The following is a 19969-nucleotide window of genomic DNA, read 5'->3' as shown; positions in this document are numbered from 1 at the left end:
GAGGGCTCTCTCACTCTCCGCCGGCCGTGGCCTGCGACTGGGCACGCTTCAGCGCCGCTTCGGGCGAGGAGCTGCCGGTCAGAACGGACTGGAAGGCACCCGCCAGGGCGGTGGAGACGGCCGGCCACCGGGCGCCGACGAGAGCGGTGCGGGAGCGGGCGGTGGCGACCGTGTCGGCGAAGCCCGCGAGCTTGGGGTTGTCGGCCTTGTACTGGGCGGCCGCGGTGTCCCTGGTGGGGATGTTGTTCACGCCCGCGCCCCAGCCCACCTGGTTCTTCCGCTCGTTCAGGCAGTTGAGGATCTTGGCGGCGGTGGTCTGGCGGCCGGTCTCGCCGGTGCGGGGCAGGGTCATCACGGTGCCGCCCATCGGGGCCACCGGATCCTTGCCGGCCACGGGCACCGGGATGGTGGTGACCGCCCAGTGCAGGGACGGGTGTTCGCTGAGCACGGGGACCTGCCAGGGGCCGTTGACCATCATGGCGGTCCGGCCCGCGATGAACTGGTCGTTGACGTCCTGCTGGTTCCAGGTGACCACGGCGCTCGACGCGGACCGCTCGGTGACCAGGTCCTTCCAGAGCTGGACGGCCTGGACACCCTTGCCGTTGTCGAGGTGGGCCTCGTTGCCGCCCGCCGACCAGAAGAAGGGGAGGAACTGGTAGACCCCGTCCGCGTCGGGCGTGGCGCTGAACGCCATCCCGAAGGTCTTGCCCCGGGTGAGCTTCTTGGCCGCCACCTTCAGCTCGTCCCAGGTGGTGGGCGGGGTCACCCCCGCCTTCTCCAGCAGATCGGTGTTGTAGAACAGCGCCAGGGTGTTGACCGAGCGGGCGATGCCGTACGCGGTGCCCTTGAAGCTCCCCATGCTCACGGCACCCGTCGAGAGCCCGTCCAGGCTCACGCCCGCCTTCTTCAGCGGGACCAGGCCACCGGTGTCGGCGAACTGCGGCAGCTCCGATCCGTCCAGCTCCAGGATGTCGGTCATCGAGTGCGACGACGCCATCCGCAGCGCCTTGGTGGCCACCTGCGCGGCGGGGACGCTGGTCTGCTCGACCTTCACCCCGAGCGGCTTGGCACACCGGTCGAAGAACTTCTGCTGTTGGTCGTGCTCGTGCTGGTCCGTGGCGGAGTTCAGCACCGTGATGGTGTCGGGGTCGGCTCCCCGCGCGCACCCGGTCAGGCCGGCCGAGGCCACGAGGAGGGTCAGGAGCAGGACCGGCGCCGCAGGGCGGCTGCGAAGGAATGGCATGTGGGTGTCTCTCGGTTCGGGCTACCGCTCTGTCAGGAGACGGAGGTCGCACGGGGCGCCGCACGGGTGATACGAAGAGGGGGCATCGAATCGATTCGACGAAGCGACTGGAGCGATGTTAAGGGCATGTGTCCGACGGCGACAAGAGCCTCAGGAGAAGAAAACAGGCCTCGGGCGGGCCCCGGGATCAGGCCCGCGGGGCGGTGAGCGGGGTGTCCCCCGGCAGCAGGGTGGGGGCGATCAGCAGATGGCCGACGGTGTCGGCGAGCAGCCGGGGACCGGCCTCGGCGTCTCCCACGGTGTTCTCGCGCAGCGCCGTGGCCGCGGTCACGGCCAGCCGGGTCACTTCGCCGGCCAGCGTCTCCACCGGCAGTTCGACCCGGGGCAGCCGCCGGCCGGACAGGTCCCCGGGCACGGCGCCGATCACCACGACGGTGAGGTCCTCGGGTGTCCGGAGCCCGGCATCGGTCATGGAGGTGAGGATGTGGTGGTGCGCGGAGGGGTGCTGCACGATCAGCGCGGTCGGCCGTCCACGCGCTCCGCCGTCCGCGCGCTCCACGAGCAGCCCCCGGAGCCGGCGGGCCACTTCCGCCGGGTCGTCCACCGCGTGGGCGACCGTGACGGTGGCGCCGGTGCCGCGGGCGCCGCGGGCCGCACCGGCGATGCCCCGGAGCGCGTAACTGCGCCTGCCCGCCACTTCCTCCTCGGTGGGCGCGAGGTACACCATCTCGTGGTGTCCGGCGGCGGCCAGCTCACGCACCGCCAGCGCGGCGGCCTCCTCCCAGTCCAGGTCGGTCCACGGCAGGGCGTCCTCGTCGGCCGGCCGCCCGATGAGCGCGGCGGGAAACGCCAGCTCCCGTACGACGTCGATCCGGGCGTCCTCCATGTCGACGGCCATCAGCACGGCCGCGTCGGCGAGCCCGCTCAGCGCCACCCGGCGCAGCCCCTCGGCCTTGTCCTGGGAGGTGGTGAGCAGCAGGTCGTAGCCGAGCCGTACGGCGGCGTCGCTGACCGCTATCGCGAACGGGCCGTCCACCGCGTTGCGCCGGCCGGCCGGGCGGGGCAGGGCGAGGGCGATCACATGGGTGCGGCTGCTGCGCAGCGTCCGGGCGCTGGCCCGCGGATGGTATCCGAGCGCGTCCACGGCCTCCTGCACCCGCCGGCGCGTCTCCTCGGAAATGGGCCGGGAGCCGTTGAACACATAGGAGACGGTGCTCGGCGCGACCCCGGCGTGCTGGGCGACATCCCTGATGGTTGGCAACCTCGACCCCTCGGTGATGCGGGCACGGCGACGATGAGCCGGAGCGGCGGATTCCATCATATAGAGGGGTCGACCACAGGGGCCGACGAGTATGGTCACCTCGCACGTTGTCGAGTACACGTGATCGGCGCGACCCCGGTGCGGTGTCCGCGCGGATCGCCCGTCGTGAGGAAGTCGATGTCGCTGCCGATCTCGCCCGGCGACCCGTACGGCGCCGTTCCCGGTGGGGCGTACGAAGCGCCGCGGTCCGCGCCCGCCCAGCCGGTGCCGGGCTATCCCCTGCGTCCGCGTCCCTCCGCCCCCGAGGCGGACGAGACCGGTGCGGATGCCCGGTACGCCGCGCCCGAGCAGCCGGTGTGTCAGGTGTGCTGCGGGTCTCCGGCCACCGAGGTCGCCGTCCGGCACCACCAGGGCCTCTTGCTCTTCCTGCTGTTCCGGAAGCAGAAGGGGCGGTTCTGCCGGACCTGCGGGACGGCGCTGTTCCGTGGCCTGACGGCCAGGACCCTGTGGCAGGGGTGGTGGCACCCGCTGTCCGCGCTCATCTTCAATCCCCTCACCATCGTCGTGAACCTGCGGGCCCGCGCGAAGATCAATCATCTGCCCGAGCCCGGGTACGACCTCCTCGGCACCCGGCGGGACCCCGGCAAGCCCGTTTTCCGCCGCCCCGCCGCCCTGGTGGCGGTGGTGCCCGCGGCGTTCGTCCTGTACGTGCTGAGTGCCCTCGTCGTGGGGTAGGCCCGGGCCGGGTGCCCGGCGGACGGGGGCGGATCGCTCGGTAGAGTGGTCCGCCATGGGGAACGGGGAGGGAACCACCACCGGCCGGGGGGACCACCTGGCGCGGGAGCCGCGGGACGCGTGGCAGGCGCCGGGCGCGGTCGAGCGGAAGCTGTACGAGGCCAAGCTGCGCGGTGACTGGCCGGCGTACTTCGACGTGCTGGCCGGCGCGGACCTCTTCATCGCCGACTCCAAGGCCCGGCTCGACGCCCATCCGACGACCCTCCGCTGCACGCCCTACTGGTATCCCCAGGTCCGCGCCAACTGCCTGCCCATCCTCACCGAGGGGATGCTGCCGCCCCCCGACCACGACGCGGACACGGTCTTCAACTGCGAGCCACTGGACTGGTTCGCGAGGACGTGGCAGAACGGCTCCACGACGTGGATCGTGATCAATCCGGGCAGCCCGTGTGAGGTGTTCTTCCCGGCGACACCGACACACCGGGCCCTGTGGCACGGACACGTCGAGCGCGCCCCGAAATGCGACTGCTGCGGCTTCCCTCCCCACCGGACGCTGCTGCGCGCCCTGGAAGGGGGCGCGGCGGCCTCGGGGCAGACGGCCCATGGCCTGGGCCTGGCCGCCCTGCTGTCCGTCAACAACGGTCAGCTCTGGAACGCCGTCGCCTACCACGGCACGGGCTACCACAGCGAGAAGAAGCGGCTCAAGGACTGGTGGGACATCACCAGCCGCCGGGAATGGCAGCACTACCAGGAGGATCTGCTCAACGCGGGCCAGGTCAGCGGGGTGTGGGAGTTCACACTCGGCGTCCGGCGGGCGCTGGCCCGCGACTTCGGCGGCGAGGTCGGGACGGACCACTGGCGGAAGGTCGCCGAGCGGGTGTTGCGGGAGAACAGCACGGGGACCGAATACCGGCTCGGCCCGGACGGCGTGACGAAGGTCGAGCCGCTCAGCGACACCGAGGTGAAGGCCCGGATCGCGGGAGTGCAGCGGCTCATCGGCCGGATCGCCCGCTACGAGAAGCGCTTCCGCGCGGACGGTCTGCTGGCCGAGGACGCGTTCATCCGCACGGTGGCGGCGTGGGACTACGGACGGGCCGCGGGGATGGCCCGCTGGGGCCTGGGCGCCCGCTACTGCACCCAGCAGGAATCGGAGAGCGCCATCCTCCGGGCGAGCACCGCCGCCCGGACCGCCTACCGCTCCTGGGAGGACTTCTCCGCCGCCTACATCCTCGGCCGCTGCCTCCACTTCGACGACGAGGAGTTCGGCACGTGGTACCAGGACGTGCTCAGCGCTCACCGCGTCCTCACCACCGATCCGGCAAGCCCCTGGCTGACCATCCCGTGGGCTTAGGGCCTCTCGTTTGGATCATGCCGGGCTCGCCTGCACTCCCGCCCGCACCCCGCCGACACCCCCGTCCGCACCGCGCCGACGCCCCCGCCGGCTCCTCCGTCGAGACGACACCCACCACACCGCTGGCGGCCCCCGTGCGTCGGCGAGCCGGCTCGGGTCGTACCCTGCGGCCATGAGTGACGCCATGCCTTCCACCCCGCGCGAAGCCTTCGACCTGCTCCTGGCCGGCAACCGCCGCTTCGCCGCCGGCACGCCCCGGCACCCCAACCAGGACGCCGCCCGCCGCGCCGACCTGGCCTCCGCCCAGCGCCCGTTCGCCGTGCTGCTCGGGTGCTCCGACTCCCGGCTGGCCGCCGAGATCATCTTCGACCAGGGGCTGGGGGACCTGTTCGTCGTCCGCACCGCCGGGCACGCGGCGGGGCCCGAGGTCCTGGGCAGCATCGAGTACGGGGTGAGCGTGCTGGACTGCCCGCTGGTCGTGGTCCTCGGCCATGACGCCTGCGGGGCGGTCGGGGCGGCCCGCGCCGCTGTGGCGGACGGCACGCCCGGCCGCGGATACCTGAGGGATGTGATCGAGCGCGTGACCCCCAGCGTGCTGGCCGCTCAGGCCGCCGGGGTGAGCGAGGACGAGGACTTCATCGCCACCCACGTCCGGCTCACCGTCGACTTCCTCATGGACCGCTCCCGGGAACTGGCCGACCAGGTCGACGCGGGACGCACCGCGGTGGTGGGCCTGTCCTACCGGCTGGCCGACGGCAGCGCCCGGCCGGTCACCGCCCGCGGTCTGGAGCTGTCCTCGGACCCGGCGCCGACGAGCTGACGCGCCCGCCGTCCGGCGGGCGGGACGGGCCGGGCCCGGGTCCTGGCACGGGTGGCCGGCGGCACCGCGTCGGTGATCATCGTTCGGTGCCGGAGACCAGGCCGGTGACGCCGGCCGCGAGCCCCGCCCCGCTCAGGATCTGGCTGCCGACCAGGAGGTCCCCGCTCGGTGATCCCCTGGTCGTACCGGTACTCGTGGCTGTTGAGAGAGTAAGGGTCCGCCGAGGTGGAAGGGTGCAGCGAATGAGGAGCGGTGACGCCGCGCTCGACGACCCCGTGGGCGAGTCACTGCGCGGTCACCACGCGGATCTCGCCCGCCGGCGCGGCCGGGCCGCCACGTACCTGCCCGATGTCGCGACCTTCTCGTCGGTGACCGCGGATCCGGGCCCGGCGGACTGGGCCGACCTCGCCCGGCTCCTCGGGCGTGGCGAGTTCGCCGACATGTTCGGCTGCCCGGCGACCCCGCCCTCGGACCGGGAGCCGGTTTTCGTCCTCGAAGGCCGGCAGATGGTCCGGCCCGGCAGCGGCCCACCGGCTCAGGCCGGCCTCGCGATCGACTCCGACGTGATCGAACTGGGTGCGGCCGACGTGCCCGAGATGCTGAAGCTCGTCGAGCGGACCCAACCAGGGCCGTTCCGGCCTGACGCGCACCCCGTGACGCGCCCTCCCCCGCTACCGCATCTGCCGCCGCACCAGTTCATGCAGCTTTCCGCCGGGAACGGCCATCAACGCGGCGGGGGCGCCCTGCTCCACGATCCGGCCGCCCTCCATGACCAGGACGCGGTCGGCGTCCATGACGGTGGACAGCCGGTGCGCGATCACCAGTCGGCTGGCGTTGAGGCGGCGGGTGCTCTCGATGACGATGCGCTGGGTGTCGTTGTCGAGGGCGCTGGTGGCCTCGTCGAAGAAGAGGATGCGCGGTCGGCGGATCAGGGCCTGGGCGATCATCAACCGCTGCCGCTGGCCGCCGGAGATGGCGCCGCTTCCGGAGATCATGGTCTGGAGCCCCATGGGCATCTGGCGGATGTCCTCGGCCAGACCCGCCAGCTCGGCGGCCGCCATGGCCTCCTCGGGGGTGTACGACTCGGCGCCGCGGATGCATTCGAGCACCGTTCCGCCCAGGGGCTGGGCATTCTGCAGGACCACCCCGCACTGGCGGCGCACCGCCGCCTGGTCGAGGGCGGCGAGGTCCTGGCCGTCGTAGAGCACACTGCCGGACACCGGCCGTTCGAAGCCGATGAGCAGCCGGAGCAGCGTCGACTTCCCGCAGCCGCTCGGCCCGACGACGGCGACGAACTCGCCCGGCCGGATCTCCAGTGAGACGTCGTCGAGCACCAGGGGCCCGTCGTCGCCGTAGCGGAAGGTGAGGTTCCTGGCCCTGAGGTCGCCCGAGAGCACCCCCGGCGGGGCGCTGCCGCCACGTACCTCGGGCAGCTCGTCCAGGATCGGCTTGACCTGCTCGAACAGGGGCAGGACGGCGACCACCGAGACCAGGGCGTTGGTGAGCTGGGTGAGCGAGGTGAGCAGCATGGTCACCGAGGTGTTGAACGTCAGGAAGGCGCCCGCCGACATGCTCCCCCGCGCCGGACCGGCCAGCAGCATGAACACGACGAGCGAGACCAGCGGAAGGTAGACCGCGTCCAGGACCTGGGTGAGGTTCTTGATGCGCCCGGTGCGCTGGTGCAGTTCGCGGGAGTGGGCGAAGCCGCGGGCCCACGCCGCGTACGCGAAGTTCTCGGCCGCGGCGACCCGCAGCTTGGGAAGGCCCCGCAGGGTCTGGAACGCCTGGTTGTCGAGCTTGTTCTCGCTCTCCACCAGCCGCCGCTGCCAGCGCACCTGCCACAGGCCCATCCCCAGGAAGACTCCGGAGACCACCAGCAGGAGGGCGATCACCGCGAGGGCGAGGGAAGCGCTGTAGTACATCAGCAGGGCGAGGTTCACCGCGCCCACGGTGCCGGCCTGGAGGACCGTCGGCGCGATTCCGGCCAGCACCCGGCGCATGGCGCTGATGCCCAGCGCCGCGCCGGCCAGCTCTCCGGTGGAGCGCCGGGCGAAGAAGGTGGTGGGCAGCCGCAGCAGCCGGTCCCACACGGCGGGCTGGAGGGTGGCCTCCAGCCGCCCCTCGAGCCGCAGCAGCGTGAGGTTCTGCAGCAGCATGAAGGCGGCGGCGACGACACCGGAGACGATCAGGGCCAGGGAGATCTGGACGATGGGGCTCTTCTCGGCGCGGGGCACGAATCCGCCGAGCACCTGTCCGGTGGCGAGGGGCACCAGCGCGCCGAGCGCCACCGTCACCACCCCGCTGATCAGCAGGTTGCGGATGTCCCCGGCGGATCCCCGGGCGGTGAAACGCATCAGCCGCCACACCGTCATCGGCCGGTCGGGCAGCGGGCGGTAGAACATCACGGCCCGTGGTTCGAACTCCTCCGCGTTGCTCCCGCCGACGCGGATCCGCAGGCCGGAGACGGGGTTGACCGCCTCGTAGCCGCCGCGCCGCCACAGCAGCGCCACCGGCGCCCCGGACCTGGCGCGGTAGCCCACCAGCGGGCCGGTGTCCTCCCGCCACCAGCGGCCCTCCAGCCGGACGGCGCGGGTGCGGATCCGGGCGTGTGCGGCGACGCGCTCCACCGGGTCCGTGCGGTCCTCGGCCACGCGGCCCCTCGGCGGTTCCGGCAGGGTGATCCCGGCGGCCTCCGCCACGGCGCGGCACACCGCGTGAACGACGTCGTCGGTGCTCTCCTCCGACGGCCGCCGGTCGCGCCGCGGCCCTCCGATGGAGGCGATCAGCGCCTGGTCGGCGCGGGAGCGCATGGCCTCACCGGCCCGGATCCCGGCCGCGGTGCGGTCCGCGTGGGCCCGCTCCATGGTCTCGATCCAGCGGTCCACGGCGGTGCCGAGACGGTACTGCTGGTTGACCATCCGCTGCCACAGCGCGCCGTCGATCAGCAGGTCGCCGGCGGCCCGGTCGCTGTACTCGGCGCCGTAGCGCACACTGCCGGGTGGCACCGGGAGCCAGAGCAGGTCCTCGTCGGCCGCCTCCGCGTCGGGCGCGGCCCCGCCGTGCAGCGGGGCCTGGAAGAGGACGCCGAGGCTGCGGCTCACCCCGAGCGCCACGGCGTGCTCCAGCGGCGTGGGCGCGGTGTCCTGGACCCCGCCGCCCCCGTACGCGCCGTAGGTGCCGTACATGCCGTACGGATCGTCGGCGCGGCCCGTGCCGTGCGCGCCGTACGCGTCGTAGGCCTCCGGCCGGTACAGCTCGCGCAGCGGGATGCGGCGCAGCAGGCAGTCCTGCGAGGGGCGGCCGAGCAGGGTGTGGCGCGGCCCCTCGACCGGGCCCGGGAGCGCCGCGCCGGTCTCCAGGCGGCCCAGGAAGTGCCACTGCCCCTCTTCGGCCGCGTCGACCGCGAACAGGTCCAGGGCGCCGCCGGCCACCAGCCAGAGCACCTGCGGCCCCTCCAGCGGAAGGCTGCGCAGCCCGGCGCCGACGGGCGTGCCGAGGGCGCCGAGCGCCTGGAGCACCGCGTCGCCGCCGTCCGTGGCCACCGGCGCGGCCGGGTGAACGGACGCCATGTCAGTGCTCCCTCATCAGCTCGGCGTACGGGCCTCCGGCGGCGGCGAGGTCCTCATGGCGTCCGCGTTCGACCACCGTGCCGCGGTTCAGGACGAGGATCTCGTCGCTGTCCCGCACGGTGCTGAGCCGGTGGGCGATCACCACGCACGCGCAGCCGCGGCGGCGCAGATTGTCCATGACGATCTGTTCGGTGCGCGCGTCCAGCGCGCTGGTGACCTCGTCGAGCACCAGTACGCTGGGGCGGCGGACCAGGGCGCGGGCGATCTCCAGCCGCTGTCGCTGCCCGCCGGAGAAGTTGCGGCCGTCCTGCTCCACGCGGCAGTAAACGCCCTCGGGGTGGCGGGCGATCACATCGTCGTAGAGCGCGGCGTCCCGCAGGGCGTCCACCACCGCCTCGTCGGGGATGGACGGATCCCACAGCGCCACGTTGTCCCGCACCGTGCCCTCGAACAGGAACACGTCCTGGTCGACGAAGGAGACCGAGGCGGCCAGCGCCGCTCGGGGGATGTCCTCCAGCCGCTGTCCGTCGATGCGGATGACCCCTTCCCAGGGGGTGTAGAGGCCGGAGACGAGCCGGGAGACGGTGGACTTGCCGCTGCCGGAGGCGCCGACCAGCGCCACCTGCCGGCCGGGGCCGACGGACAGCGAGAAGTCGCGCAGCAGCGGTTCGTCCAGCGGGCTGTAGCCGAAGGTGATGTTCTCCAGCGTCACCTGTCCGGTGAGCCGGCGGGTGTCCTCGCGTGGCTCGTCGCGGGTGTAGAGGGAGTCCACCGGGAAGTTCTCCACGTCCTTGAGCCGATTCACGTCGGCGGAGAAGTCCTGGATGCGGCCCGCCACGCCGCCCAGCCGTGCGATGGGCGCGGTGAAGCGGGCCACGAGCGCCTGGAAGGCCACCAGCAGACCGATGGAGACATGTCCCTCGACGGCGCGCAGCCCGCCGATCCAGAGGATGAGGGCGCTGTTGAGCGTGGCGAGGGTGGGGGCGACGACGGCCAGGACGGCGCCCGGCACCCCGAGGCGCTGCTGCTCCTCCAGGGTGGTGGCGTGCTGGCCCGCCCAGCGGCGGAAGTAGCCCGCCTCCCCGCCGGTGGCCTTCACCGTCTCGATGAGCTGGAGACCGGTGTACGACGTGGTGGTCAGGCGCGCGGTGTCGGCCCGCAGCTTCTGGGTCCTGGTGGCCCGCAGCCGTATCACCACCCGCATGGCCACCACGTTGAGCAGCGCCAGCCCGACTCCCACCAGGGCGAGTTGGGTGTCGTAGCTCCACAGCAGGCAGGCGTAGAGCACCACCACGACCCCGTCGACGGCCGCGGCGGCCAGATCGCGGGCCAGCGTCTCGGCGACGGTGTCGTTGGAGCGCAGCCGCTGGACGAGGTCCGCCGGGCTGCGCTGGGCGAAGAACGTGACGGGCAGCCGCAGCAGATGCCGCAGGAAACGCGCGCTGCCGAGGGTGGAGGAGATGATGCGTCCGCGCAGCAGATTCGCCTGCTGGACACCGGTCAGTACGGCGGTGAGCACCACCGCCACCGCCATGGAGGCGAACAGCGGGGTCAGCGTCGAGTCCTGGCCACCGATCAGGAAGGTGTCGATGAAGGTGCGGCTGAGCGCCGGGACCGCGGCCCCGACCGCCACCAGCAGCAGGCTCGCCAGCAGCGAGGCCACCAGGGTGCCCGTGGTGCCCCGCAGGCGCGCGGGCAGGGCGCCCAGCACACCGGGGCGGCGCCCGCCCCGGCGGAAGGACTCCTCGGGTTCGAAGACCAGGACCACGCCGGTGAAGCTGGTGTCGAACTCCTCGGCGGGGACGAAACGGCGCCCCTTGTCGGGGTCGTTGATGTGGACGCCGGGCCTGCCGAACCGCCGCCCCATGCCGTCGTAGACGACGTAGTGGTTGAACCTCCAGAACAGGATGGCCGGGGCCCGGACCTCCGCGAGGGCCTCGGGCTCCATCTGCATGCCCTTGGCGCGCAGCCCGTAACTCCGGGCGGCCTTCAGCAGGTTGCTCGCGCGCGACCCGTCCCGGGACACACCGCAGGCGATCCGCAGCTCCTCCAGCGGGACGTGGCGCCCGTAGTGTCCGAGCACCATGGCCAGCGACGCCGCACCGCACTCCAGCGCCTCCATCTGCAGCACGGTGGGGGTGCGCACCGTCCGGCGCCGGGGCTTCCTCGGGCCCGGCCCGACGCGGGGGGCGCGCCGCCGGCCGCGGGCCGGGTGGGGGCGGCGCGCGCCGCTGCTTCCGGCGGGCGCGGGCCGAGGCGGCCCGCCCTCGTTCGTCGCGGTCACGGGAGGAGCCAATCGATGGGGTGGTGGTCGGCCAGGTGGACGGTGCCGGTGGCCAGGGTCATGGAGTCGAGGGCGAACGGCGGACCCTGGGGGGACGACCAGCGGTAGCCGGAGCGGGTCGCGGAGGTGCGGTGGAGGCGTACCTGGACCGCGACCGGTGGCCCGTGGGCCGAGAACTCCTCGCCGAGTTGCTCGACCCCGAGCCAGGAGCCGATCTGCCGGCGTGACAGGGCGGTCCGGCCCACGGCCCGGACCTCGCCGCGCAGCACCCCGTAGGTCTGCGCCGGCGCGGACTGCACGCTGAGGTCGACCGAGGCCCCCGGCCGCACCGAGGCCGCCCGGTCCGCCGGTACGTACAGGGTCGCGACCAGCGGGTCCCCCACGTGGCGGACGCGCTCCACGGAGGCGATGTCCGCGCCGGTGCGCAGGACGGAGCCGATCGATACGGAGAGGGTGGTGAGCCGGCCGGCGGCGAGGACGCGCACCGCCGTGGTGCCGCGGGCGGTGCGGACCTTCAGCAGCGGTGCGCCCGCCCGGAGGGTGCTGCCCTCCCGGGCGAGGACGGAGGTCACCTGGCCCGTGATGGGGCTCTGCAGCACATAGCCGCCCTGCCCGTGGGTGAGGATGCCGGGGGCCTCCAGGGTGTTCGACACCGTCCCGGTGAAGGCCCATACGGTGGCGCCGGCCATGACCACCAGGGTGACCGCGAGTGCCAGCCATCCCTGGGGGCGGGCGTAGCGCACGGGCAGTTCGATGTCCTCTGCCGACTGCGACTTGGCGAGGGCCTGCTGGCGGAACTGCACGAAAGTCTTTCCTCAACCGCGAGAGAGGTGGCCGATGTGGCGGCGCCGCGCGGACCGGCCGCGGACCGCCGAGTGCCCCGGACCAGGCGGGCCCGGGGCACGGGGAGGGCGGTGTGCCGGCCTCAGAGGCTGGTGACGACGCCGCCGACGATGCCGGTGGTGTTCAGGCCGGTGACACCGTCGGCCGTGGTGGTGGCGGTGGCGACGATGCCGACGGCGCCGGTGAGGGAGTCGACGGTGCCGAGGGCGTCACCCACCACGTGGCCGACCCCGCCGGCCACGTTGTCCAGCTCGGCGTCGGAGATCTCCTGGGTGGCGACCTTGGGCGCGTTGTTCATTGTTGCGTCTCCCTTGGGTGACTGGCTCGTTGAGCTTGCGACAGCGCGTGGGCGCCGATGGGAATCGGCTCCCCAGGCAGGGTCACGGGGTTCCGGGAGGGCCCGGGAGTCGTGGATGCCTGAGCGCGGAAGGGATGTAACCACGGGGCACGTGGCACTGCGAATCAGCCAACCTCCGGAACCGGGCATTCCGCGATTTTCCGATCACGCGGCACGTGTTTTCGGGCACGTCATCGGTGCTTCTTCCGCACAGGAAGGTCACGATTGACGCTGGAAACCCTGCCCTTTTCGCGAGGCGAGCCACGTCATTTCGGCCATGACCGTCATGACCGGGGCCCGGGCGGGCGCGGCGGCCGGGGGGTGTCTGTGCCGTCTGTGTGACGGGTGTGCCGATCAGTTGAAGACCAGGCGAACGACGACCACAACCAGGGCCGGGCGGCGCGGGGCCCCGCCATGGACCACACCGGTGCACTCCCCTTGCGCTTGCCGTTGCACGCACCGCGTGCATAATAAGGACACATGCTTTCCGCAGGCATGGCCACCACGACACACCCCGCGTCCAGCCGGGGAAGGGAGAAGGAGACATGAGCGAGACCACCACCGCGCAGCGGCCGCAGGAGCCGGACTGGTCGACGCTGACGGCCGAGGAACTGGTCGCCTACCGCGACGCGGAGAACCGCTTCCGGGCCTCCAGCGCCATACGGGCGATCACCGGGCAGCCGGATCCCGGCGCCGTCATCGACTGGCAGGAGGTGGCGCTGCCCGGCCGCGACCTCCCGGTCCGGGTCTACCGGCCGGCGCCCGGACACGCCGGCGCGGGAGCCGACCGGGCGACCGGGCTGCCCCTCGTCCTCCACGTACACGGAGGCGGGTTCGTGGGGACGGCGGTGCAGTGCGACTGGACCAACAGCCACCTCGCCGCCCGGCTGCCCGCGCTCGTCGTCTCGGTCGAGCACCGCCTCCTCGCCCCGGAAACCCCCCTGTCGGCCGCCGCCGACGACGGCTGGGACGTGCTCGACCACGTGCTGCGGCACGCCGTGCGGTGGGGCGTCGACCCGGCGCGCACGGCCGTGTTCGGCGAGAGCTGCGGCGGGCTGATCAGCGCCCTGGCCGCCATCCGGGCCAGGGAGGCCGGACTGCGGCTCCGGGCGCAGGTGCTGGTCAACCCCGCGGTCGAGGTGACCGGGACGATGTTCGACTATCCCTCGATCGCCGAGTACGCGTACACCCCGTCCCGCGCCCTGCCGCTCCTGCGCTTCTTCCAGCAGCTCGCCGTCCCCCCGGGCACCGACAGCCGCGCCCTCTCCCCGTTGTACGCCGACGACCTGGGCGGACTGGCCCCCGCGCTCGTCCTGGTGCCGACCCAGGACGCGGTGGCCGACCACGGCCGCCGCTACGCCGAACGCCTGCGCGCGGCCGGGACGTCCACACGACTCACCGAATACCCCGGCGCGAAGCACGCGTTCCTCAGCATGCCGGGCGTGGAGCCGCAGGCCGAGGCCGCCCGGGCGGAGATCCTCGAGTTCCTCCGCGAGGCCCTCGCGGAGTGACGGACCTGGTTCGACCCGGCCAACTCCGCGGCCCTCACCACGGCCCTCGACGGCCTGCTCGCCGATGTGGACCAGTGACCCGAGCCGGCAATCCGTCCGGCGTCAGGTCAGATGTCGATCGGCCGGCCCCGGGCGGCGGTGGGCGGCCACGATGTCCGGTCTGTGGCGCCTGGTCACGGCCAGGAGCTCAGCGGCGGGGCCGGCCAGAGGGCGCTCCGACGCCCATACGGCGCGCAGGACGCGGTGCAGTTTGATGCCCTCGACGTCGACCGCCACCAGCCGGCGGTCGGCGAGGTCGGTGCGCACCGCGAGTTCGCTGATGACCGCCGGGCCGGTGCCGGCCATCACGGCGTTGCGCACGGCCGTGGCCGACCCCAGCTCCAGCAGGGGCCGGGGCTCGGCCGCCCCCGCCCGGCGCAGCGCCTGGTCCAGAGTCTCGCGGGTGCCCGATCCGCGTTCCCGGAGAACCAGCGGCGCGGCGGCGAGCTCGGCGACGCCCAGCGGGCGACGGCGGCGCGCCCAGGGATGCCCCGGCGCGACGACCACCAGCAGACGGTCATGGGCGACCCGTCGGGCGGGCAATCCGGCCGGGGCCCGCGGTGACTCGATGAATCCGAGATCCACCGCCCCGCTGCGCAGCAGCTCGGGGACGTGCTCGCTGTTGGTCACCTGGAGACCCACGTACAGCTCGGGCCGCGTCCGACGCAGCTCGCCGAGCCAACCCGGCACCAGGTACTCGGCCACCGTCATGCTCGCCGCGACGCGCAGCTCCGCGTCCCGCTTGGTGCGCAAGGCCTCGGCGCCGGTGAGGAGGCCGTCCAGGTCCTGGAGAACCTGCTGGGCCCAGCCCGCCACGGCCCGACCCGCGTCGGTGAGCTGCGATCCGCGCCGCGTGCGCTCCACCAACACCAGGCCGAGCCTGCGCTCCAGGGTGGACAGCCGCTTGCTGACCGACGGCTGCGCGAGACCGAGCTGCGCCGCCGCCCTGCTCAGACTTCCCAGGTCTCCGACGAGGACGAGCAGCCGCAGCGATTCCAGATCCGGCAACTGGCTCATGGCTCCAGGGTATGGCTCGGCTCGGACCAGCGGTCATACCGCTTGGCTATGACCTTCTCCTGCCGCGTGGCTATGACCTTGTCATTCCCTCCGGGTATGACGTCCGCACGCGGTGGCCGGTACCGCGCTCCGCGCACCACGATGACGATCAGATCATGACCAAACCAGGATCCGCCGTCGAGCGTTCCGCGGAGGCCGCCGAGCCAGTGCGTTCACTGGCCCCGGGGCTGCTCGTGGCGGCTGTCGGCACGGCAGCCGCGTTCTCTCTCAACAAGCTGGTGCCCGCGGTGAGCGCGCTGACCGTCGCGGTGGTGCTCGGGGTCGCCGTGGGAGGTCGCCTTCCGGCGAGCGCCCAGGAGGGTCTGCGCTGGGCGACGCGGAGGTTTCTGCGGCTCGGCGTCGTGCTGCTCGGCCTCCAGCTCGGACTCGGCGAGGTCTTCGGGCTCGGCGCGGGCAAGGTGCTGGCGGTGGTGGTCACCGTGCTCGTGGCCTTCTTCGGAACACTTCTGCTCGGCCGGCTGCTCCGGGTGTCACGGGGGCTCGCGCTGATGGTGGCGACCGGATTCTCCATCTGCGGGGCGTCGGCGATCGCGGCGATGGACAGCGTCACCGAGAGCGACAGGGAGGACGTGGCGACCGCTGTCACGCTCGTGACGCTCTACGGCAGTGCCGCGATCGCCTTCGTGCCGTTCGTCGGCCAGGCGCTGGGGATGAGTCCCGAGCGCCTCGGCTCCTGGGCGGGACTCTCCGTTCACGAGGTCGCCCAGGTCGTCGCGGCCGCGTCGCCGGCGGGCGCCGAGGCGGTCGCCATCGCCGTCGTCGTCAAGCTGACCAGGGTGGTCCTGCTCGCCCCGATGGTCGCCGGCGTCAGCATCGTGCGGCGTCGGCGAGGCGGGGCCCCGACGGGGAAACGCCCGGCGATCGTTCCGCTGTTCGTCCTGGGTTTCCTGGGGATGATGCTGGTGCGCACCAGCGGCGTCGTGCCGTCGCCCGCGCTGTCCGTGGCCAAGGTCGTCACCACGCTGCTGTTCGCCGCCGCGCTGTTCGGGCTGGGCAGCGGCGTCAAGGTCGGCGCGCTGTTTCGCGCGGGAAGGCGAGGGCTGGCCCTGGGGGCCCTGTCCACGCTTCTCGTCGCGGTCGCCGGCTACGGCGCGCTGGCCGTCGTCGGCGCGGGTTAGTCGCGTCCGGCCATGACAGGGCCAGCGGTGGGCGGCCGCGCTCGTGTGGGCTCGGCGGTGAGCGGGGCGATACCCCTGGGCCCGCCGCGGCTACTCGAACCGGGCCGGGTCGCCCGCCCCGCGGCGTACGATCTCGGCTTCGCCGCTGGAGAAGTCGATGACCGTGGTCGGCTCGGTGCCGCAGTCTCCCGAGTCGACCACGGCGTCCACCACGTGGTCGAGCCGCTCCTTGATCTCCCAGCCCTGCGTCAGCGGCTCGTCCTCGCCGGGCAGGAGCAACGTACTGGAGAGCAGTGGCTCACCGAGGTCCGCGAGCAAGGCCTGGGCAACGACATGGTCGGGAATCCGGACGCCGACCGTCCTCTTCTTTGGGTGCGGCAGCTGGCGCGGTACTTCCTTCGTCGCGGGGAGGATGAAGGTGTAGCTGCCGGGCGTGGCCGCCTTGATCGCGCGGAACACGTCTTTGTCGATGTGCACGAACTGCCCCAGCTGGGCGAAGTTCTGACACACCAAGGTGAAGTGGTGACGGTCGTCGAGGTGACGGATCGACCGGATCCGGGCGATGCCGTCACGGTTACCCATCTGGCATCCCAGGGCGAAACAGGAGTCCGTCGGATAGGCGACGAGCGCGCCGGAGCGGATCCTGTCAGCCACATTGCCGATGGTGCGCTGCTGAGGATTTTCTGGATGCACGTCGAAGTACTTCGCCATTCACCGAGCCTACGCCATCCGGAGGCAGTCCTTCCGAAGCGGACCGAGCGAACCCTGTGCGTCGGCTGCTCCCCTCACGCGGCGGTGTTCATCCACCTGCCTGTGCTTCGCGCACCAGGTGGAGGAACGCGGTGAGGTTGGGGACCGCGGAGATGCCCGCGGTGGCCCAGGTACCGCGCCGCCCCCGCTCGGTCACCTTGACGAAGCCACGCTCCACCGTGACCTGCTCGACCTGCGACCAGGGCAGCCGCTTGAAACGCTCCGGTGTCAGCGCCCGGCGGTCGAAACCACCGCCCTGCGGTCGAAACCGTGCCTCACCCGGTCACGAAGGTGGTCATGCTCCGGGCGGGAAGCTCGCCGGTGAAGGAGCCGTTCTGTGCGTTGATCACGCCGCGCGGCGCCACGTTCCTGCTCGCGTCCGTCAACCAGGACGACACGCTGGACGAGGCGTTGTTCACGATGGTGAACGGCTGACTCACCGATGAGGTGCCCTTGTTGACGGCGACGACGACCACCTTGGAGTTGCCACCCTTGTACGCCGAGACATAGAGGTTCGGCTGAGGGTTCGAGGTCGCGTCGATCCGCACATATCCGGGGCGGACGAACTTCGAGAAATGCGCCATGACGGCCCCCCGCTTGCTGATCTGCCCGTCTTCCCTCATCGGGCCGTAGCCACGCCGGATGTACCACCACACGTACGCCTGGAACCCGGCCTCCACCAGGGCACGGTGGATGTGCTCCCCCACGTCGAGGGCTTGGGGCCAGAGGTCCGCCGAATCGCTGCTGTTGGGGTAGTAGACCTCGGTCATCCAGAGTTCTTTTCCCGTGCCCTTCTGCTGGAAAAGGGGGTAGGGGAAATTCTGGTACGGCGTGCCGTAAAGGTGCGCCCCGAGAATGTCCAGGTTGGCGAGCGCTCCCGGGTCGTTGAGAATCGGGTCCGAGAAGCTCTTCACATACTGGAAGGACTCCGGAGCGATGACCTTGGTGCCGATCGAGCCGGCGTGATCCCGCAGGAACCGGACCATTTCGCTCGGGGTCCACCAGGTCCAGTCATGCGCGTAATCGGGCTCGTTCTGCACCGAGACGGCATACAGGTTCACCCCGTTGTCTCTCATATACCGGTAGAAGTCGTCCAAGTGCCGCGCATAAGCGCCGTACATGTCGTACCGGAGCCGCTTCGCGTTGGACTGACCGCCGTGGACGAAGGTCTCGACCATCTGGGCGGGGGGATTCCACGGCGACGCGATGACGGTCGCCCCGTGCTCGGTCGCACGCCTGGCCGTCGCCACCTCGCGGCTCCAGTCCGCCCGGTTCTCGTGCACGGGGATCCTCAGCACGGAGAACCCGAGCTGGCCGTCGCCGTTGCCGAATGCCGTCTCCCTCTGGGCAGCGGTCAGATCGCTGATCCAGACGGTGTGGTTCATCCCGCCGAAGCCTCGGATCGCCTGCCGCTCGACCGACGGGTCGACGGTCACACGGGTGGCCGCCGTCACCGCGGATGCCTCCGCGGGCGGTGTCGCGGCCACGAGGACCGGTAAGGCGCCTATCGTCGCCAGTACAGACCTCCGACTCGGGAACTCAGGGTCCGTGCCTCCGGTTTCACTCCGACGTGGCATCGCCTTCTCCTCCTCCTGAAACACGGGTTGGGAGCGCTCCCATACACAGTGGACGGCCCGCCTCGCCGCCGTCAACAGGCCGTCCGGGGTGCCTTTCACGGCGCGGGCCCCCTCCGCCGTGCGGCGGAGGGGGCCCGCTGGTGCTCGCGGGTGGCCGTCCTCAGAACGTCCACTCGTGGTTGCGGTCCGACCTGCACGGCCCGAGGGCCAGCGGGGCGGAGGGGTCACCGGACCCCCGGTCGGCCTTCACCGCCAGGCACATCTGGTTGCTGGCGTAGTTGTGGATCCAGAACGTCCTGTCACCTCGCTTCTCCAGCCACCACAACTGGTTGTCGTTGGTGGTGCCGTCGCAGCCCCACTCCTTGACCTCCGTGCCGTGTTCGACCCCGCCGTGCCCCGGCAGGTCCATGCACAGACCGTCCTTGATGTTGCGGATCTGGAAGAGGTTGGCGGAGCGGGGCCCCAGGCCCTTGTACCGCACCTCGAAGTCCCAGACCTGGTTGTCCGCGTCGGTGCCGTCGCAGTCGTACTGCCGGATCGGACCGTCCACGCTGCCCTTCTCGTAGTAAGGGATGTCGGCGCACTTGCCGGTGACCAGGTTCCTGAGGAGGACGTTCTTCTTGTTGGAGTAGTCGATCGCGGTCGCGACCCTCTTCGGCGACGCCTTCTTGCTCTTCTTGGGGGTGGGGCTGGGCTTCACCTCCGGCCCCTTCGTCGCGGGGCTCGGGGGCGCCGAGCGCTCCGGGGCCCTGGACTTCGCCTTGGCCGTGGCCTTGGGGCTCGGCGTGTCGTGCGACGGCGACTTCGGGGCGTACACCCCGGGGGCGTCGTCCTTCTTCTCGTCGGCCGGCATGGTGTGGGCCGACGCCTCGCGGGCCATCGCCGCCGGTTTGCTGTCGTCCTTGTCGCTGGTACCGGCGACCAGCAGCGGTACGGCGATCAGCAGCGCGCCACCGATGCCCGCCGCGGCCAGCAGGGCCTTGGTCGGGCGGCCGGACGGTGGCTCGTCCCCGTCGTCCGACGCGCCGTCACCCTGAGATGCGGCCGGTGGGCTTCCGCCTTCGGCGGCGGTGAGGATGCCCACGCCGACGTCGCCCTGGTCGCCGCTCGCGCGAGCCGAGGACGCGTCGTCCGCCGCCTTGCCGACGGACGACTTCTCGGCAGACGACTTCTCCGCGGACGCGCCGTCGGCGACCGCCTCGTCAGGGGACGCCTCGCCGGTGGACGAGACCGAGGACCCGTCCGACGTGGCAGCGGTGCTCGGCGTCGTCCGCACCGTCGGGCCGTGGACGGGCGCGGGCGTCGCCTCGGCTTCCCCCGCCTCGCCGCGGCCCGCCTGGGGACGCAGCGCGGAACCCGGGTCGGCGATCGCTCCAGGCATGGTGACGGTACGCCGCACCGTGGGCCCGGAGGGGCCCTCCTTGTCCTTCTGTGGCATCAAGTCTCCGTTTCGG

The 19969-nt window shown here is 72.1% G+C and carries 16 protein-coding genes and 1 pseudogene; 6 read left to right on the top strand and 11 right to left on the bottom strand.

Features of this window, described 5'->3' with window-relative positions; genetic code table 11:
* Positions 1-10: 10 nt before the first annotated feature.
* Both ABFY07_RS04035 and ABFY07_RS04030 read right to left on the bottom strand, forming a co-directional pair.
* Complete coding sequence (locus tag ABFY07_RS04035; protein WP_346173080.1) at positions 11-1243, bottom strand: sugar ABC transporter substrate-binding protein; 1233 nt, start codon at positions 1241-1243, stop codon at positions 11-13.
* A gap of 187 nt (positions 1244-1430) precedes the next feature.
* Positions 1431-2504 (bottom strand): LacI family DNA-binding transcriptional regulator, encoded by a 1074-nt coding sequence (locus ABFY07_RS04030; protein WP_346173079.1) that lies wholly within the window; start codon positions 2502-2504, stop codon positions 1431-1433.
* Between the two features lie 177 nt (positions 2505-2681).
* Between ABFY07_RS04030 and ABFY07_RS04025 the strand changes: the two genes are divergently transcribed.
* The 4 genes and pseudogenes from ABFY07_RS04025 to ABFY07_RS04010 all read left to right on the top strand — a co-directional run.
* Complete coding sequence (locus ABFY07_RS04025) at positions 2682-3239, top strand: hypothetical protein (RefSeq protein ID WP_346173078.1); 558 nt, start codon at positions 2682-2684, stop codon at positions 3237-3239.
* Positions 3240-3294: 55 nt separating this feature from the next.
* Positions 3295-4590: a DUF1266 domain-containing protein gene (locus ABFY07_RS04020; RefSeq protein ID WP_346173077.1), complete on the top strand. Its 1296-nt coding sequence runs from the start codon at positions 3295-3297 to the stop codon at positions 4588-4590.
* A gap of 172 nt (positions 4591-4762) precedes the next feature.
* Positions 4763-5410 (top strand): carbonic anhydrase, encoded by a 648-nt coding sequence (locus tag ABFY07_RS04015; RefSeq protein WP_346173076.1) that lies wholly within the window; start codon positions 4763-4765, stop codon positions 5408-5410.
* Between the two features lie 242 nt (positions 5411-5652).
* Positions 5653-6060, top strand: a pseudogene (locus tag ABFY07_RS04010) (GNAT family N-acetyltransferase); the annotation flags it as partial.
* Positions 6061-6081: 21 nt separating this feature from the next.
* Here ABFY07_RS04010 and ABFY07_RS04005 read toward each other — a convergent pair.
* The 4 genes from ABFY07_RS04005 to ABFY07_RS03990 form a co-directional block, all read right to left on the bottom strand.
* Positions 6082-8979: an NHLP bacteriocin export ABC transporter permease/ATPase subunit gene (locus ABFY07_RS04005; RefSeq protein WP_346173075.1), complete on the bottom strand. Its 2898-nt coding sequence runs from the start codon at positions 8977-8979 to the stop codon at positions 6082-6084.
* A gap of 1 nt (position 8980) precedes the next feature.
* Positions 8981-11263, bottom strand: coding sequence for an NHLP family bacteriocin export ABC transporter peptidase/permease/ATPase subunit (locus ABFY07_RS04000; protein WP_428836849.1), 2283 nt, complete (start codon positions 11261-11263; stop codon positions 8981-8983).
* Positions 11260-12066 (bottom strand): HlyD family efflux transporter periplasmic adaptor subunit, encoded by an 807-nt coding sequence (locus tag ABFY07_RS03995; protein WP_346173074.1) that lies wholly within the window; start codon positions 12064-12066, stop codon positions 11260-11262. Before ABFY07_RS03995 ends, ABFY07_RS04000 begins: the two co-directional genes overlap by 4 nt.
* 122 nt (positions 12067-12188) lie before the next feature.
* On the bottom strand, positions 12189-12404 hold the full coding sequence (locus ABFY07_RS03990; RefSeq protein ID WP_346173073.1) for a type A2 lanthipeptide: 216 nt from the start codon (positions 12402-12404) through the stop codon (positions 12189-12191).
* Between the two features lie 584 nt (positions 12405-12988).
* Between ABFY07_RS03990 and ABFY07_RS03985 the strand changes: the two genes are divergently transcribed.
* Positions 12989-13954 carry an alpha/beta hydrolase gene (locus ABFY07_RS03985; protein ID WP_346173072.1) on the top strand — a complete coding sequence of 322 codons (966 nt, stop codon included), beginning with the start codon at positions 12989-12991 and terminating at the stop codon, positions 13952-13954.
* A gap of 102 nt (positions 13955-14056) precedes the next feature.
* Here the strand turns inward: ABFY07_RS03985 and ABFY07_RS03980 are convergent, their stop codons facing one another.
* Positions 14057-15010 carry a LysR family transcriptional regulator gene (locus ABFY07_RS03980; RefSeq protein WP_346173071.1) on the bottom strand — a complete coding sequence of 318 codons (954 nt, stop codon included), beginning with the start codon at positions 15008-15010 and terminating at the stop codon, positions 14057-14059.
* Positions 15011-15165: 155 nt separating this feature from the next.
* On the opposite strand from ABFY07_RS03980, the gene ABFY07_RS03975 reads away from it, so the two are divergent.
* Positions 15166-16188 (top strand): YeiH family protein, encoded by a 1023-nt coding sequence (locus tag ABFY07_RS03975; RefSeq protein ID WP_346173070.1) that lies wholly within the window; start codon positions 15166-15168, stop codon positions 16186-16188.
* 90 nt (positions 16189-16278) lie between these two features.
* Here the strand turns inward: ABFY07_RS03975 and ABFY07_RS03970 are convergent, their stop codons facing one another.
* The 4 genes from ABFY07_RS03970 to ABFY07_RS03955 form a co-directional block, all read right to left on the bottom strand.
* Positions 16279-16899: an L-threonylcarbamoyladenylate synthase gene (locus ABFY07_RS03970; RefSeq protein ID WP_065967912.1), complete on the bottom strand. Its 621-nt coding sequence runs from the start codon at positions 16897-16899 to the stop codon at positions 16279-16281.
* An 88-nt stretch (positions 16900-16987) separates the two neighbouring features.
* A complete protein-coding gene (locus tag ABFY07_RS03965; RefSeq protein ID WP_346173127.1) occupies positions 16988-17146 on the bottom strand; it encodes a DUF6585 family protein in 159 nt (52 codons plus the stop codon).
* 67 nt (positions 17147-17213) lie between these two features.
* Entirely contained in the window at positions 17214-18515 is a 1302-nt protein-coding gene (gene xynC / locus ABFY07_RS03960; protein ID WP_346173126.1) for a glucuronoarabinoxylan endo-1,4-beta-xylanase XynC, read from the bottom strand.
* Positions 18516-18675: 160 nt separating this feature from the next.
* Positions 18676-19953 (bottom strand): RICIN domain-containing protein, encoded by a 1278-nt coding sequence (locus ABFY07_RS03955; protein WP_346173069.1) that lies wholly within the window; start codon positions 19951-19953, stop codon positions 18676-18678.
* Positions 19954-19969 lie beyond the last annotated feature (16 nt).

The sequence above is a fragment of the Streptomyces sparsogenes subsp. cuspidosporus genome, from assembly GCF_039532705.1.
GTDB lineage: Bacteria > Actinomycetota > Actinomycetes > Streptomycetales > Streptomycetaceae > Streptomyces > Streptomyces sparsogenes.
The sequence above is the reverse complement of the archived record's forward strand: the minus strand, read 5'-3'. Positions and strand labels throughout refer to the sequence as shown.

What these genes read in the sequence shown, in the direction of transcription:
- ABFY07_RS04020 (WP_346173077.1), top strand. Translation starts at nt 3,295, where the DNA reads ATGGGGAACGGGGAGGGAACCACCACCGGCCGGGGGGACCACCTGGCG.
- ABFY07_RS04005 (WP_346173075.1), bottom strand. Translation starts at nt 8,979, where the DNA reads ATGGCGTCCGTTCACCCGGCCGCGCCGGTGGCCACGGACGGCGGCGAC.
- ABFY07_RS03970 (WP_065967912.1), bottom strand. Translation starts at nt 16,899, where the DNA reads ATGGCGAAGTACTTCGACGTGCATCCAGAAAATCCTCAGCAGCGCACC.
- ABFY07_RS04015 (WP_346173076.1), top strand. Translation starts at nt 4,763, where the DNA reads ATGAGTGACGCCATGCCTTCCACCCCGCGCGAAGCCTTCGACCTGCTC.
- ABFY07_RS03990 (WP_346173073.1), bottom strand. Translation starts at nt 12,404, where the DNA reads ATGAACAACGCGCCCAAGGTCGCCACCCAGGAGATCTCCGACGCCGAG.
- ABFY07_RS04025 (WP_346173078.1), top strand. Translation starts at nt 2,682, where the DNA reads ATGTCGCTGCCGATCTCGCCCGGCGACCCGTACGGCGCCGTTCCCGGT.
- ABFY07_RS03975 (WP_346173070.1), top strand. Translation starts at nt 15,166, where the DNA reads ATGACCAAACCAGGATCCGCCGTCGAGCGTTCCGCGGAGGCCGCCGAG.
- ABFY07_RS04035 (WP_346173080.1), bottom strand. Translation starts at nt 1,243, where the DNA reads ATGCCATTCCTTCGCAGCCGCCCTGCGGCGCCGGTCCTGCTCCTGACC.
- ABFY07_RS03955 (WP_346173069.1), bottom strand. Translation starts at nt 19,953, where the DNA reads ATGCCACAGAAGGACAAGGAGGGCCCCTCCGGGCCCACGGTGCGGCGT.
- ABFY07_RS03985 (WP_346173072.1), top strand. Translation starts at nt 12,989, where the DNA reads ATGAGCGAGACCACCACCGCGCAGCGGCCGCAGGAGCCGGACTGGTCG.
- ABFY07_RS03980 (WP_346173071.1), bottom strand. Translation starts at nt 15,010, where the DNA reads ATGAGCCAGTTGCCGGATCTGGAATCGCTGCGGCTGCTCGTCCTCGTC.
- xynC (WP_346173126.1), bottom strand. Translation starts at nt 18,515, where the DNA reads ATGCCACGTCGGAGTGAAACCGGAGGCACGGACCCTGAGTTCCCGAGT.